This is a genomic window from Paenibacillus sp. PastF-3, assembly GCF_029893135.1.
Classification (GTDB): domain Bacteria; phylum Bacillota; class Bacilli; order Paenibacillales; family Paenibacillaceae; genus Paenibacillus_AQ; species Paenibacillus_AQ nitricinens.
In genome coordinates this window covers 87,487-102,673 of the sequence record NZ_JARXWM010000018.1, presented here as the reverse complement: position 1 = coordinate 102,673, position 15,187 = coordinate 87,487, and the positions used below count along the sequence as shown (strand labels likewise).

The following is a 15,187-nucleotide window of genomic DNA, read 5'->3' as shown; positions in this document are numbered from 1 at the left end:
AGGGAGGGGCCTGTATTCAACAGGTAGGCATGGGGAGCCCTGTTTCCAATTAACACACACCTCTTTGGGACGGACCGAGCGGACCTTAACCTCCGAAATGCATGTTTTAGTCGAGCTTACGGACAAATGTATGCGAAAAACCGAATACAATGTGCCTCAGGTAACGTAACGAGCCGATTGTATGCGAAAAACCGAATACAATGTGCCGCCAGTAACGTAACGAGCCGATTGTATGCGAAAAACCGAATACAATGTGCCGCCAGTAACGTAAACGAGCCGATTGTATGCGAAAAACCAAATACAATGTGCCTACGGTAACGTAACCGAGCCAAATGTATGCGAAAAACCGAATACAATGTGCCTCAGGTAACGTAACCGAGCCAAATGTATGCGAAAAACCGAATACAATGTGCCGCCGGTAACGTAACCGAGCCAATGTATGCGAAAAACCAAATACAATGTACCTACGGTAACGTAACCGAGCCGATTGTATGCGAAAAACCGAATACATTGTGCCTACGGTAACGTAACCGAGCCAATGTATGCGAAAAACCAAATACAATGTGCCTCCGGTAACGTAAACGAGCCAAATGTATGCGAAAAACCGAATACAATGTACCTCCGGTAACGTAATCGAACTAGCGCTGTTATCCGCCCTGAATCACCCAGGAAAGGCTTGTTATTAGGGAATAAGTGCAATACGATTCGTCCCTAATATATGTGCTCATTTCATCGAAATAAAGATCCGTACGGTCCGTAAGCGGAACCTCACTACGAAGATGCATATGGATACGAGTATGGAACGGATGTACTCAGCTTGTAACTCTACCTCCAAGGACGCCGTCAGGCGTTTTTCTTGTTGAGCTATGGGAACTGGTGAACAGGATATAGACTTGATTTGGGAGATATTTTGCTGCAAAAGCTTTTTAGTAGATAATATCTGCCGGATTTTGATATACTTTAGGGGATGCTTTCACTTGAAGCGGACTGGAGCTAGACCTAAGATAGCTATTCATTCAGAAATGAAGGGGTATGAACAATGAGCAGAGCACCGATTTGAAGATAACCCCAGTGTAATTGAAGCAGAAGCAGGAATTTTATATATGAAGGGATATGTGTAATGAACAAAGCAATAGATCAGAAGCTGCAAAAGGAAGTGGACAGACGCAGAACCTTTGCGATCATTTCCCACCCGGATGCGGGTAAAACAACTTTAACGGAAAAACTACTGTTATTCGGTGGCGCTATCCGTCTGGCGGGAACGGTTAAGGCCCGTAAGGCGAACAAGCATGCAACGAGTGACTGGATGGAAATTGAAAAGCAACGGGGGATTTCTGTTACTTCCTCTGTGATGCAGTTTGATTATTTGAATCACCGCGTGAATATTTTGGATACACCGGGTCACCAAGACTTTAGTGAGGACACCTACCGTACACTAACAGCAGCGGATAGTGCGGTCATGCTTATCGACGTGGCAAAAGGGGTGGAAACCCAAACGACCAAGCTGTTTCAGGTATGTGCTAAACGTGGGATTCCAATCTTTACTTTTATCAATAAGCTGGACCGTGAAGGACGCAGTCCGTTTGATCTAATGGAAGAGCTGGAGCAGGTACTGGGCATTCGCTCTGTGCCTATGAACTGGCCGATCGGCAGTGGACGTGAATTGTGCGGCGTATATGACCGGATGAAGAATCAGGTGGAGCTGTTCCAAGGTGACGATCACTCCGTAATCAAGGTGCAAAAAGTTGACGGATATCGTGATCCAATCATTCGTGAAATGGCGGGAGAATATCTGCATGATCAATTGTGTCAGGATCTGGAGCTGCTGGATGTAGCAGGCGATGCTTTTGACTATGAAAAAGTACTAAGTGGTGAACTTACACCTGTGTTCTTCGGTAGTGCGATTAACAATTTCGGCGTACAGACTTTCCTCGATAATTTCTTGGATCTGGCACCGAAGCCTGAACCACGCCGAAGTACTACAGGTTTAATAGAACCTATGAATGAGAAATTCACAGGTTATGTGTTCAAAATCCAAGCCAATATGAACCCGGCTCACCGTGACCGGATTGCCTTCCTGCGTATTGTATCCGGTAAGTTCGAACGGGGGATGAGCGTGAAGCATGTACGTGCGGGTAAGGACATTAAGCTCGCCCAGCCGCAACAATTTTTGGCCCAAGACCGTGATATCGTAGAGGAAGCTTATCCGGGAGATATTATCGGGTTGTTTGACCCAGGTATTTTTAGAATTGGAGATACACTGAGCCAGGCAGGAGAATTGGAATTCGATGAGCTGCCAACATTCTCACCAGAGATTTTTGCTAAAGTGAGTATTAAAAATGCTTTGAAATCGAAGCAGTTCCAAAAGGGTGTCGATCAGCTGACTGAAGAGGGTATGATTCAAGTATTCCGCACGGTTAACTTCGATGATATTCTGCTCGGCGTAGTGGGACAGCTGCAGTTTGAGGTGTTCGAGTACCGCATGAAGGGTGAATATGGTGTCGATGTTCTGTTGCAGCGTATGCCATACCAGTTTGCACGTTGGATCGTAGATGATGCTAAACCGGATGCGAGTAAATTCCGTATTAACTCTACGCTCGTTACAGATAAGAAGGGGAATTTTGTTGTCTTATTCGAGAACGAATATGCTATGCGGACAGCGATGGATAAGAACCCGACAGCTAAGTTCCTAGAGATGGCTCCAAAAGCATTGCTATAGTAAGGAAGCTACAACTTCCTGATTGTTAATAAAAACCTCCGCCTTCAGCGTGCCATTGCACAATGTGAAAGCGGAGGTTTTTGACTAGTTGCGGCTAGTTATGACGTGATATTCCCGGGAGTAATCGTCTCCAGGTGATCATGCAGCATAGACACCAAATTATCTTGCTTAGCGGTGTCTAAGTCCTTCCATATCATTTCAAACACGGCGCCAAGTCCCGGGAGTGCTGCTTCCGGTCCGTCTACCGAGCCTTCAATCATATGCCGCAAATCTTCTTCAGATTGACCATGCACTTTATGAATAATCGCCTGGCGTAAGTCAATAGTAACCGGCATAACGTACCTCCTTTTTGAAATATAGTGATATTCACGTCGTTTTAATGTACCCTGTATAGCTGCTGGAAATTCAAGTTTTTGTTCAAATATAAGTAGTATAAGTGGACACTATACATCATTCTTATATTTTTGCGATAAACGATTGTCATCCATAAAGCACGACCATGACGTTTCTTCTTGGCTTATGATATACTGTTTGAGATATAGAAATGCTACAGGAGGTACATAAGACATGGCCAAAAAACAATATGCCATCATTGGCATGGGGCGTTTCGGATCCAGTGTTGCGAGAGCACTCAGCGGTATGGGGTTTGACGTACTTGCGATTGATGCGGACGAGCAGCGGACACAGGAGATTTCAAATATAGTTACACACGCTGTATCTGCAGATTCAACGGATGAAGAAGCGCTACGCGCACTTGGTATTCGCAATTTTGATGTGGTGGTTGTGGCTATTGGAGAGGACATCCAAGCAAGCATTCTTACCACTTTAATCCTGAAGGACCTTGGTGTACCAGCAATTATCGCAAAAGCAAAAAGTGAGCTGCACGGCAAAGTATTAGGCAAAATTGGTGCAGACAAGGTGATTTATCCTGAACGGGATATGGGAATGCGGGTTGCGCATCATTTGGCTTCGCCTAATATATTAGATTATATCGAGCTGTCGCCTGATTATAGTATTTTGGACATGAAGGTATCCGGATCGATGCTCGGGAAAAATCTACAAGAGCTCGATATCCGTGCAAAATATGGCTGTAACGTAATGGCTATTCGCCAAGGTGAAGAGATGAACATCTCCCCTCGCGCAGAGGATCGATTGATCGATGGGGATATCCTTGTAATCGTTGGGCATAAAGATAACCTGACGAAGCTGGAGATCGCGTATCAGTAGGTGAGGCGATTCTGATGATAAGCGTTATTGCGAGGAAAGTTTGGACTTCCGGACGCTGTTGTCTCCAGATTTTTTTGATTTGAACCACCTGCTGCGGATAAAATCCGGAGACTGCTTATGCTTTCGAAGTGAGCTTTACTACGTAAAGCTTTCGGGCGAGCGCTTACGCTCCTACAGTTCCAAATTTCCTCTCCATAACGTATTCATCAGGCTTATAGGGGAGTAAAAGAGAAGAAGAACAAAGACAAAGATAAAGATAAAGATAAAGATAAAGAACAAAGATATAAGAGCAAGAATAAATGGCAAGGCATAAGAAAGGAAGACTTTATGGAAATCATGTCTCCGCAAAATACGCGGGTTAAAGAGTGGGCCGGGCTGCAAGAGAAAAAGCACCGGGACAAAGCTCGTAAATATATCGTAGAAGGCGTTCATCTTGTACAGGAAGCGCTGCTGGCTGAAGCAGATGTGGAATGCCTTGCTTATGACTTAGACAAGGGGATGCCCGCTGAACTCAAAGGGCTTCTTCAGTCCGTTCAGGGCATGGATGTGATTGGCGTATCAGCGGCGATCATCTCGAAATGCAGCAGCACTAATACACCGCAGCCGGTGTTCGCCATTGTGCGGAAGGAACAGCAGGCGGTAGAGGCTATCCTAGCGAAGAAGGATAGTCTGGTGGTTGTCCTGGACGGCGTCCAGGACCCCGGTAATGTCGGCACCATCATCCGCAGCGCGGATGCTGCGGGAGCAGACGGAGTGATCCTCGGCCAAGGCTGTGCCGACCTTTATAATCCGAAGACCATCCGTTCAACGATGGGCTCAATGTTCCATCTCCCGGTGGTGGAGGGAGATTTAAGTGAGATTTTGCCACAGGCCCGGGAAAATGGGACACTGCTGGTGAGCACTTCGCTGCAGGGTGAAGAATCATGCTATGAGCACGATTTTCACGGCAGCCAGTGGCTGCTGATTGGCAGCGAGGGTAAGGGGATTTCGCCGGAAACGGCGCGTCTCGTGGACAAGAGTATCATCATTCCGATGGCGGGGCGGGCGGAATCGCTGAATGCGGCGATGGCGGCGACGATTTTGCTGTTTGAGGGAATGAGACAGCGAGAGGTTTAAGCTGTTTCTAATACAGGAACGGACGATAAAAAAACTGCAAGCTCATGATTGAGTTGCAGTTTTTTTGTCGTTTTAAGAAGCCTGCTCAAATTGGCTATTGTAAAGCTCTGCATAGAATCCGTTTCGAGCCAGCAATTCCGCGTGGCTGCCGCTTTCCAGGATATCGCCGTCCTTCAGGACCAGAATCACATCAGCGTTCTTGATCGTTGAGAGCCGGTGTGCGATAACGAAAGAGGTTCTGCCTTCCATAAGCTTATCCATCGCCTGTTGAATCAGCAACTCTGTACGGGTATCCACTGAGCTTGTAGCTTCATCAAGAATGAGCATGGGAGCATCTTTCAGCATCGCGCGAGCGATAGTCAGCTGCTGCTTTTGTCCGGCGGATAGATTAACCTTATCGTTCAGCACGGTGTTGTATCCGTCACTTAAGGATTTAATGAAGCGGTGCAGGCCAACGGACTTGCAAGCCTCTATAAGCTTCTCGTCCGTTATGTTCTGCTGATTGTAAATCAGGTTCTCTTTGATGGTACCTTCAAACAGCCAAGTATCCTGCAGGACCATACAGAACAGATCATGAATATTTTCTCTCGTCACGCTGCTGATCGGCGTATCATCGATGTAGATTTCTCCGCCCGTCAATTCGTTGAACCGGATGAGCAGATTGACCAGCGTAGTTTTGCCTGCGCCGGTAGGACCAACGATAGCCACTTTCTGCCCAGGTTTTACATCTGTCGAGAAGTTATTGATAATCAGTTTTTCTGAAGTCTCATACGCAAATTGTACTTGATCAAATTTTACTTTACCTTTAGCAGTTGGCATTGTGTTCTCTTTGTGGCTCTCGTCTTCCATTTCCTCAGCCTCCAGAAATTCGAACACGCGTCCGCCAGCTGCAGATGCAGCTTGCAGACTTTGCGCGGCCTGGGCAATCTGGGACAACGGCTGGGTAAAGTAACGTACATACATAATGAAGGCGACGATAACCCCAAAAGAAATCGTGCCGTTCATGGCGAGTACACCACCAACGATACAGACGGCAACGAATCCTAGATTACCAATAAAGCCCATCAGGGGTGGCATCAGCCCAGAGAGGAATTGCGCTTTGAAGGCGCTGTTCTTCAGTCCCTGATTTAATTCCTGGAAGGTAGTGCGCATCTGCGCTTCGCCATTATACGCTTTAACTACATTATGTCCTGTGTACACTTCTTCGACATGACCGTTGATTTTACCTAAATACTCCTGCTGGCTAGCAAAATATTTCTGTGATTTCTTCATAATGACCACCATAAGGCCAAAGCCGATGATCGTTGCCACGATAGCGGTAAGGGTCATAATTACATTGGTCTTCAGCATCATGACGATCGAGCCGACGAACATGGCTATGGCGGTCACGACATTACCAATACTCTGATTCATCGATTGCCCGATGGTATCTACATCATTCGTTACCCGGGATAAAATATCACCTGTGGCCGATTTATTATAGTAGGAGATTGGAAGTTTGTTCATTTTATGAGCCAGATCAGTTCTTAATTTCTTCGAGACCTTCTGGGTAATAATCGACATGATCAAGCCTTGCGAGAGTGACAACAACGCACCGACGCCGTAAATTACGACGAGGGTAATGCCAATGGTAGTAATGCCGTCCATATCGATGCTGCCGGCAAGACCCGCTGTAATTTTGTCGGTGATCTCGGAGAGTTTGTCCGGACCGAATAACGTGAGCACCGTTCCAACTGCCGCGCAGATTAGCGCAATCACAATAACCGGGACATATTTACGGCAGTAGCGGAGCAGCTTGATCCATGTATTCTGGCCTTTATTTTTGGTTTTCATTATGCAAGCTCCTCCTTCGTAAGCTGAGAATAAGCAATTTCCTGATAGATGTCGCAGGACTGCATTAGTTCGTCATGGGTTCCCATACCTACGATTCGTCCGGCTTCCAGCACAATGATCTTGTCGGCATCTTTAATTGTACCAATACGCTGTGCAACGATCAGCATCGTTGAATCATTCGCGTCTTTCTTAAGTTCACTGCGCAGTTTGCGGTCAGTCTTATAGTCAAGCGCGGAGAAAGAATCGTCAAAGATTAATATTTCTGGACGCCGGGCAATCGCTCTGGCAATCGACAGCCGCTGTTTTTGCCCGCCAGACAGATTCGTTCCGCCTTGGGCGATATGGGCATCATAGTTCCCCTCTAGCTTTTCTACAAATTCAGAGGATTGGGAAGTGTACACTGCATCTACAATATCTGAACTGAGGACCTGACCGGATCCGTTCTCACCAAATGCAATATTGGAGGACACTGTTCCGCCAAATAGAACAGCCTTCTGAGAGACATAGCCCATTTTATTCCGCAGCGCTTGCTGGTCGTATTCTCTGACATTGATACCATTTACCAGCACTTCGCCTTCTGTAGCATCATAGAAACGGGGAATGAGGTTAACAAGTGTACTTTTCCCGCAGCCTGTAGATCCGATAAAAGCAACCGTCTCCCCCTGCTTCGCCGTGAAGCTGATGTTCTCCAACACATATTCCTCTGCATCTGGATATTTGAAGCTAACCCCCTTGAATTCAATTTCATCTTCTCGCTTCACAGGGAATTGAGTTACTGATCCATTCTTCAAGCTAGGTACTGTTTCTAGCACTTCATTGATACGTTTAGCCGATACTTGAGCACGGGGCAGTAGAATAAAGATCATAATCAGCATCATAAAGGCCATAACCACTTGCATGGCATAAGATGAGAATACGATCATATCTGAGAACAAGCCCATCTTGGCGGTACCCTCGGCTGCTTGAATGAGCACTGCACCCACCCAATAGATGGAGAGACTGAGTCCACTCATAATCAAAGTAATACTTGGCATCAATAGGGTCATTACATTGTTGGCAAATAGGTTGGTGCTGGTAAGCTCGTTGTTGGCTACAGCGAACTTCTGTTCTTGATATTCCTCGGCATTATACGCCCGGATGACACGAAGACCGTTAAGATTCTCTCTGGATACACGATTCAGATTATCTGTAAGCAGCTGCAGCTTTTTAAATTTAGGCAGGACGAGCACGATACAGACTGCGACAATAACTACTAGCAATGCGACCGCAGCACCTGTCGTAAGAGTCCACTCCCAGCTTTTACCCGAAATCTTGAGTATCGCCCACACTGCGAGGATTGGTGCTTTCACGAGTAGCTGTAAGCCGATCACAATCAGCATTTGTACTTGCGTGATGTCATTCGTGGATCGGGTAATTAGACTGGCTGTTGAGAAGTTGCTGATCTCCTCCATGGAGAAGGACTGCACCTTATCGAACAAATTGGAACGCAGTCTTGCAGACAAGTCGGCCGCTATTCTCGCAGCAATGCCCGCTACAACAACCGAGGTCGCCAGACTGCCAAGAGCACAGAGTAGCATCCAGCCTCCTGCGACAAGAATTTCATTCATTTCGCTTCCTGGTGTCTGGATCAGCCGGGTAATATCACTCATGTAGTCAGGCAGTTCTAAATCCAGCCAGACTTGAGCGATGATGAACATAAGGCTGATTCCGAATAAGAACCATTCTTTGGGTTCCAGATTCTTGAGTAATTTCAACATAAGAATGACTCCTTTGTATTAATGATGCTCTGATTGTAAAGGAGAATAATAAACTGAAAGTTAACTTTTGCTGAAAAAAAATGAAAAGCCCTGAAAGAACCCAACGGTTCTATCAAGGCTTAGATGAGGCAGGGAGTAGCATCGTAAAGGTTGTTCCCTGCAGCGGAACACTGTCGCAGGTGACGGTTCCGCCGTGCAGTTCAATGATTTTTCGGACTATCGTAAGCCCCAGGCCATTGCCGGCAGAAGAGTGAGAGGTATCTTGCTGATAGAACTTGTCAAAGACTTTTGGAAGTGCACTTGGACTGATGCCTACTCCATTATCACGGAATGTAATTTCGACCTGATCTTTCAACCGCCTCATGGTCACTTCGATTTCGCCGTGCTCTGGAGTAAATTTAATCGCATTGTCCAATAAATTCAGCCAGACCTGGTTCAGCATCTCTTTATTTCCGGGTACCATATAGTCCTGCACGTTGGCTTTAAAGGATATATGTTTTTTCGTAAGGTTAGTATGCTGCAGCAGGACGCATTGGCGAATTTGTTCTCCAACATTGAAGGGCTGCCGGTCGCTTAATATCGCCTGTGCCTCTACTTTGGAGAGGTTCAGGACATTGGAGGCCAGAGCGGCCAAACGGGTAGATTCCTCGATAACAATATCTAGGTATTCATTTCGTTCATCCTTGCTCAGCTCATCATCCTTCAGGATTTCAGCGAACCCTTTAATCGACACAATCGGAGTACGGAATTCATGGGAGAAATTGTTTACAAAGTCTGTACGCAGAATTTCAATACCACCTAGTTCCTCAGCCATCCGGTTAATATTCTCGGAGAGAATTTTGAATTCTGGAGGGTGCTTGAGCTGCAGCCGCATAGAGAAGTCCCCTCCGGCCAACTGGTCGATCGCATCAATAAATGTGCGGATTGATTTCAGCATCCTGCGACTGGTAATTACCGATGTGACGGTACCGATAATGGTGCAGGCAATCAATATAATCAAGGTTAGGATTTTTTTGTCCTGGAGAATCCGTTCATCCAGCAGGCCGAAGACTAAGGACAGATAGGTTAGGATTCCGGTGATTAGCACTGTAATAAGGAAAATAATAAATACAGCAAGCGAGAAGTAGATCGGCAGGCTGATTTTGTTGCTTAGCTTTTTAATCATGTTCTCACCGCCTTGTATCCGAGACCGCGGACGGACACAAGTTCGAACTCCGGATAGTTCTCAAACCGTTTCCGCAAGCGGTTGATATGCACATTAACCGTAGTGTCTGTAGTTTCGCTGTCCATCCCCCAGATTTCGTCCATCAACTGGATTCGAGTGAAAATGCGCTCTGGATAGGATAGAAGCTTATAGAGGAGATGGAACTCCTTCTGAGGAAGCGTCTGTTTTTCATGATCTCGAGTTACTGTTAACGCATCGAAATCAAGAATGACTTTACCAACAATAAGCTTCCGGGCGCTTACAATCTGCGAGCGGCGCAGAAGGGCTTGTATTCTCAACAGCATTTCCTCTATATCTACAGGCTTGGTCATATAATCATCAGTTCCGAGACGGAATCCTTTTTTCTTATCTTCTGGAAGCTGTTTGGCCGTTGCCATGAGGATCGGGATCATGTTGTTGGCATTCCTTAGCTCTTCGGCGAATTCGTAACCATCCATTCCAGGCATCATGATATCGAGGATAATCAGATCAATGTGCTGGACTTCAAGAACTTCCAATGCCTGAATGCCATTCTCGGCTGTTAACACTTCATAACCTTCCCGTTTCAGGACAGCGTTCATCAGCTTTCTGACATGCTTATCGTCTTCCACAACAAGGATCTTAATCATGGTTTCACTCCAATTCTTAGCTTAAGATTTCATTGCATTCTGAGAATGGGCAGACTTAGTTAGGTTGTCTCCCGTTCAATCAGTTGAAACGACAGTGGCTGCAGCTCCATGTCCAGTCCAAGCAATGCAGGAGCCAGCAAAAGAAAAGCATTCTCTGCCTGTCCCGCAATCGGATTCTGAATAGTGGTTATTCCGAGCGTCTGCGACAGCTTTGAATTGTCAAAACCAACGATGGCGAGGTCCCTTGGCACATCTAGCTTCTGCCTGCGAGCTTCGCTGAGAACACCTACCGCCACCAAATCATTGGCGCATAGAATGGCATCCGGCGGTTCTGGTTGTCCCATGAATGTCTTCACTAATTGCTCTCCGTCTTGAATTCCATAAATAGTGGTGTAATACCATTTCTCGAGGACGGGAAGATTATATTTGGACATGATTTGTTCGTAGGCTAATCTTCGGCTCTGAGTATTAATGCTGCTAGGACGGCCAAAAGCATTGGCGATACGTTTATACCCCCGTTCTATCAAATGCTCCAGAGCAAGTGCATATCCATCATATTGGTTCATGGCAACGGAAGGGATTTCAGGATGGTCCATGCGCTGCCATGACACGATCGGTCCGTATTTGCAGTAGGAAGTTATGACATGTTTATCGTTAACAGCGGTCAAAATAAGCAGGGCGTCGACTCTTTTTTGTTTAAGATCTTCGAACGCTTGAAGCTCTTTTTGCTTATCTCCGCCAGTGGTATAAATAATCGTCTGATACCCGTAATGGCCGGAAATTTCGACGAAGCTGTTCATAAAGCACAGAATAAGCTCATTTAGGTCTAAGGTAATCATGCCGATTTGCTGAGTTTGGCCTTTCGATAAAGAAATAGCATTCCGATTGGGAACATAGTCCGTCTCCTTCATGATGGCGAGAATTTTCTCTCTTGTCTCCTTGCTGACATGTGGGGAATCGTTCAGAACTCGGGATACCGTAGCTTTAGAAAAGCCTGATAGCTTAGCAATTTCGTCAAGAGTAGACATCGACTTCTCTCCTTTGCATGATTAATGCTTGACATGTAACGCGTTCCAAGAGTTAGGATTCGGATTAGAGCAGTAATCCTATACTATCACAATAGCAAAGGCGGGAAGAAACATGAACTTACAATTTCCAGAAGGATTCTTATGGGGCGGTGCTGTAGCTGCTAACCAGCTTGAAGGGGCATACCAGGAAGATGGAAAAGGCTGGTCTACCCAAGATGTTATGCCACACGGAATTAAATCTGCTCCTACAGAGGTTCCTACCGACGATAACATGAAGCTCATAGGTATCGACTTCTATCACCGCTATAAAGAAGATATTAAGCTGTTCGCAGAAATGGGCTTTAAAGTATTTCGGACATCTATTGCCTGGTCCCGAATTTTCCCGAAAGGGGACGAGCTGGAGCCAAATGAAAAAGGCCTGCAGTTCTATGATGATCTATTCGACGAGTGTCATAAATACGGTATCGAGCCGTTAGTAACGATTTCCCATTATGAGACTCCGCTGCATCTGGCACGAGAATACGATGGATGGGTTAACCGCAAAATGGTAGATTTTTACGAGCGTTATGTGCGAACGATCTTTAATCGTTACAAGGACAAGGTTAAATATTGGCTGACCTTTAACGAGATCAATTCCATTCTAGAGTTCCCATTTATGAGCGGTGGGATCAACACGCCCTTGGAACAATTGAGCAAGCAGGATTTGTATCAGGCGATTCATCATGAGTTCGTAGCAAGCGCTTTGGCTGTGAAGATCGGCCATGAGATCAATCCTGATTTTAAAATAGGATGTATGGTGCTAAGTATGCCGATTTATCCACTCACTCCTCATCCGGATGATTTGATCCGAGCGATGCAAAGTGATCATAAAAATATGTTCTTTGCAGATGTTCATGCTAGAGGATATTACCCGGGATACATGAAGCGTTACTTCAAAGAAAACGGAATTCACATTCATTTTGAGCCAGGGGACGAAGAAATTCTCAAGCATACCGTGGATTTCATATCGTTCAGTTACTATATGAGCACTTGTGAAACGGCTGATCCAGAGAAACAGATCAGAGGGGAAGGGAACCTGTTAGGCGGGGTGCCAAATCCGTATCTGGAAGCGAGTGATTGGGGATGGCAAATCGATCCGCAGGGCTTACGTTATGTGATGAATATGTTCTATGACCGATACCAGAAGCCACTCTTTGTTGTGGAAAATGGTCTGGGTGCCGTGGATCAGCTCGTTGTAGATGGAAGCGGTGAAAAGGTGATAAACGACGACTACCGGATCAATTATTTACGAGATCATCTGGTACAGGTGGCGGAAGCGATTGCCGACGGCGTGGAAGTTATGGGGTATACAAGCTGGGGCTGCATCGACTTGGTCAGTGCAACAAGCGCCGAGCTGAAGAAACGTTATGGCTTCATTTATGTGGACCGTCATGATGATGGTTCAGGTACGCTGGAAAGATTCCGCAAGAAGTCCTTCCATTGGTACAAAGAAGTGATTGAATCTAACGGGCAGAGCCTGTTATAATAGCGAAAGTCCTGATCGTCAAGATCCTCTTGATGATCAGGACTTTTTATTATGCAAATTATGGTTATCGTTGACATGGCTAATGGGACATGTTAATTTGTAAGTAATAAATTAATCGGATATCAGGATTGCTACTGCATAGCAGGCAAAACCTAAGTTTCATTTATGTTTACGGGAGATTTCTCTCTCGTGCATGGATGTGATTTAGGTTTTTTTTCGTTCACTGTGTTCCGTGATTAATTGATCTGATCTGTTACCGAAGGGGTGTACGAAAATGAGTTATGAGCAGCTAGGTAAAGACATTATTCAATCTGTCGGTGGGGAGAAAAATATTAATAACGTGATCCACTGTGCCACTCGACTAAGATTCACACTTAACGACGAACAAAAAGTGGATAAAGAAAATCTGGAGAAAATGAAAGGGATTATTGGAGTGGTCAGCAAAGGGGGACAATTCCAGGTTATAGTGGGTACCCATGTAGCTGATGTTTATAAAGAGATTGCTAAATCCATATCCCCTAGTAGTGACTCTGGTGAGAAAAAGGTAAAGAAACCGCTAGGGACTCTGATTTTTGATGTGATTTCTAGAAGTTTTTCACCACTGATTGGTGCCTTAGCAGGTGCGGGTATGTTGAAAGCGCTGTTAACCGTATTGACTTCGTTAAATGTTTTAGCGGCAGACGGTGAGACTTATAAAGTATTGGCTGGTGCTAGTAATGCTGTGTTCTATTTTCTGCCAATTTTCTTAGGTATTACATTATCGATGAGACTGGGTGTAAATGCTTATGTGGGTGGTAGTATCGGTGCAGCCTTGCTTGAACCAAACATTACGGGATTAGCGAGTGTTGAATCTCCACATTTTTTAGGAATTCCTTTAGTCATGTCAGACTATTCCTCAAGCGTATTTCCGATTTTTATCGCCATCTGTATATACGCTTTACTGGATAAGCAACTAAGAAAGTTTATACACAAGGATTTGCAGATGTTCTTGGTTCCAATGATATGTTTTATTGTGATTGTGCCTTTAACCCTGTTGGCTTTCGGACCCTTTGGCGTGAATGTAGGGAACTTAATTGGAGATGCTATATTGTTCCTCAGTACAAAGAGCGGTATCGTTACGGGGGCAATAGTAGGGATCTCTTGGACGTATTTGACCGTGCTCGGATTGCACTGGGGGCTTGTACCGATTATTCTTGAGAACATTGCTAAGGGTGGAGATCCGATCTATGCAATGGCAGGCATGGCTATCTTTGCACAACTTGGTGTAGCCTTGGGGATCTTCCTGAAAACAAGAGATAAGCAGTTGAAAACATTGGCTGCTAGTACATTTTTACCAGGAGCGCTCTCAGGTGTAACTGAACCTATTATTTACGGATTGTTGACCCGTTACAAACGGACCTTTATATATGTAACCATTGCTGGCGGTATAGGTGGCGCACTTAGTGGTCTTTTTAAAGTGAAGATGGAAGTCTTCGCCTTTGTGAGTGTATTAAGTCTTCCGGCATTTTCTCCGTTAGCAGTTCAAGCGATCATTGCTGGTGTGACGATTATTTTGGCAATGGTGATTACAATGATGTTTGGTTATGAAGATAAAAAGAAAGTGAATGCTGTAGAAGAAAAAGTGAATGATGTTGCAGAAAAGACGAATACTGACAAGAGCGAGGTTATTCTCCCTCACGCTGTGCAGAGTTCAACCGTTGTCAGCCCTCTAGCTGGTAACGTAATTCCTTTAGCCTCCGTTGATGATGCAGCTTTTGCCTCTGAAGCAATGGGTAAGGGCATGGCCATCGAACCTACCGAAGGTAAGCTCTACTCACCGGTTAGTGGGGTGGTTTCTACCATTTTTAGAACAGGTCACTGTATTGCCGTAGTATCAGATGATGGCGTTGAAGTCCTGATCCATATCGGTATAGAAACTGTGAAATTAAAAGGTAAATATTTTGATGTGAAAGTTGAAGAGGGAGCAACCGTCAAACAGGGTGAATTCTTGATTGAATTTGATCTTGAACAAATAAAAAATGAAGGTTATCAATGTACAACACCAATCATTATTACCAATACTGCTAATTATAGTGATGTGATTGGTACCAAGAAAACGACTATCACACCGGGTGTGGATTTGATGACTGTTGTAGTTTAATCTTTTGTC

Annotated in this window: 11 protein-coding genes; 5 read left to right on the top strand and 6 right to left on the bottom strand. The window is 45.2% G+C overall.

Annotation, left to right across the window (positions count from 1 at the left end; genetic code table 11):
• Positions 1-1,120 precede the first annotated feature (1,120 nt).
• Entirely contained in the window at positions 1,121-2,719 is a 1,599-nt protein-coding gene (locus tag M2444_RS26875) for a peptide chain release factor 3 (RefSeq protein WP_094877122.1), read from the top strand.
• Between the two features lie 98 nt (positions 2,720-2,817).
• Here the strand turns inward: M2444_RS26875 and M2444_RS26870 are convergent, their stop codons facing one another.
• On the bottom strand, positions 2,818-3,054 hold the full coding sequence (locus M2444_RS26870; protein WP_042130985.1) for a small acid-soluble spore protein SspI: 237 nt from the start codon (positions 3,052-3,054) through the stop codon (positions 2,818-2,820).
• A 232-nt stretch (positions 3,055-3,286) separates the two neighbouring features.
• Between M2444_RS26870 and M2444_RS26865 the strand changes: the two genes are divergently transcribed.
• The gene (locus tag M2444_RS26865) at positions 3,287-3,946 is read left to right on the top strand and encodes a potassium channel family protein (RefSeq protein ID WP_076285312.1); all 660 of its coding nucleotides are present in this window, start codon (positions 3,287-3,289) and stop codon (positions 3,944-3,946) included.
• A 327-nt stretch (positions 3,947-4,273) separates the two neighbouring features.
• Complete coding sequence (locus M2444_RS26860) at positions 4,274-5,062, top strand: TrmH family RNA methyltransferase (RefSeq protein ID WP_094877121.1); 789 nt, start codon at positions 4,274-4,276, stop codon at positions 5,060-5,062.
• 72 nt (positions 5,063-5,134) lie between these two features.
• Here M2444_RS26860 and M2444_RS26855 read toward each other — a convergent pair whose 3' ends face one another.
• The 5 genes from M2444_RS26855 to M2444_RS26835 form a co-directional block, all read right to left on the bottom strand.
• Positions 5,135-6,895, bottom strand: coding sequence for an ABC transporter ATP-binding protein (locus M2444_RS26855; protein ID WP_280788505.1), 1,761 nt, complete (start codon positions 6,893-6,895; stop codon positions 5,135-5,137).
• Complete coding sequence (locus M2444_RS26850; protein ID WP_280788504.1) at positions 6,895-8,652, bottom strand: ABC transporter ATP-binding protein; 1,758 nt, start codon at positions 8,650-8,652, stop codon at positions 6,895-6,897. Before M2444_RS26850 ends, M2444_RS26855 begins: the two co-directional genes overlap by 1 nt.
• Positions 8,653-8,764: 112 nt before the next feature.
• Positions 8,765-9,817: a HAMP domain-containing sensor histidine kinase gene (locus M2444_RS26845; RefSeq protein ID WP_218832786.1), complete on the bottom strand. Its 1,053-nt coding sequence runs from the start codon at positions 9,815-9,817 to the stop codon at positions 8,765-8,767.
• Positions 9,814-10,485, bottom strand: coding sequence for a response regulator transcription factor (locus M2444_RS26840; RefSeq protein ID WP_280788503.1), 672 nt, complete (start codon positions 10,483-10,485; stop codon positions 9,814-9,816). Before M2444_RS26840 ends, M2444_RS26845 begins: the two co-directional genes overlap by 4 nt.
• Before the next feature lie 59 nt (positions 10,486-10,544).
• Positions 10,545-11,513: a LacI family DNA-binding transcriptional regulator gene (locus tag M2444_RS26835; protein ID WP_094877118.1), complete on the bottom strand. Its 969-nt coding sequence runs from the start codon at positions 11,511-11,513 to the stop codon at positions 10,545-10,547.
• A gap of 112 nt (positions 11,514-11,625) precedes the next feature.
• Between M2444_RS26835 and M2444_RS26830 the strand changes: the two genes are divergently transcribed.
• The gene (locus M2444_RS26830; RefSeq protein ID WP_280788502.1) at positions 11,626-13,038 is read left to right on the top strand and encodes a glycoside hydrolase family 1 protein; all 1,413 of its coding nucleotides are present in this window, start codon (positions 11,626-11,628) and stop codon (positions 13,036-13,038) included.
• Between the two features lie 274 nt (positions 13,039-13,312).
• On the top strand, positions 13,313-15,178 hold the full coding sequence (locus M2444_RS26825) for a beta-glucoside-specific PTS transporter subunit IIABC (protein WP_280788501.1): 1,866 nt from the start codon (positions 13,313-13,315) through the stop codon (positions 15,176-15,178).
• Positions 15,179-15,187: the final 9 nt, after the last annotated feature.

Bases quoted from the DNA above. Each gene is read 5' to 3' on its own strand.
- M2444_RS26875 (WP_094877122.1), top strand. From the start codon at position 1,121: ATGAACAAAGCAATAGATCAGAAGCTGCAAAAGGAAGTGGACAGACGC.
- M2444_RS26870 (WP_042130985.1), bottom strand. From the start codon at position 3,054: ATGCCGGTTACTATTGACTTACGCCAGGCGATTATTCATAAAGTGCAT.
- M2444_RS26865 (WP_076285312.1), top strand. From the start codon at position 3,287: ATGGCCAAAAAACAATATGCCATCATTGGCATGGGGCGTTTCGGATCC.
- M2444_RS26860 (WP_094877121.1), top strand. From the start codon at position 4,274: ATGGAAATCATGTCTCCGCAAAATACGCGGGTTAAAGAGTGGGCCGGG.
- M2444_RS26855 (WP_280788505.1), bottom strand. From the start codon at position 6,895: ATGAAAACCAAAAATAAAGGCCAGAATACATGGATCAAGCTGCTCCGC.
- M2444_RS26850 (WP_280788504.1), bottom strand. From the start codon at position 8,652: ATGTTGAAATTACTCAAGAATCTGGAACCCAAAGAATGGTTCTTATTC.
- M2444_RS26845 (WP_218832786.1), bottom strand. From the start codon at position 9,817: ATGATTAAAAAGCTAAGCAACAAAATCAGCCTGCCGATCTACTTCTCG.
- M2444_RS26840 (WP_280788503.1), bottom strand. From the start codon at position 10,485: ATGATTAAGATCCTTGTTGTGGAAGACGATAAGCATGTCAGAAAGCTG.
- M2444_RS26835 (WP_094877118.1), bottom strand. From the start codon at position 11,513: ATGTCTACTCTTGACGAAATTGCTAAGCTATCAGGCTTTTCTAAAGCT.
- M2444_RS26830 (WP_280788502.1), top strand. From the start codon at position 11,626: ATGAACTTACAATTTCCAGAAGGATTCTTATGGGGCGGTGCTGTAGCT.
- M2444_RS26825 (WP_280788501.1), top strand. From the start codon at position 13,313: ATGAGTTATGAGCAGCTAGGTAAAGACATTATTCAATCTGTCGGTGGG.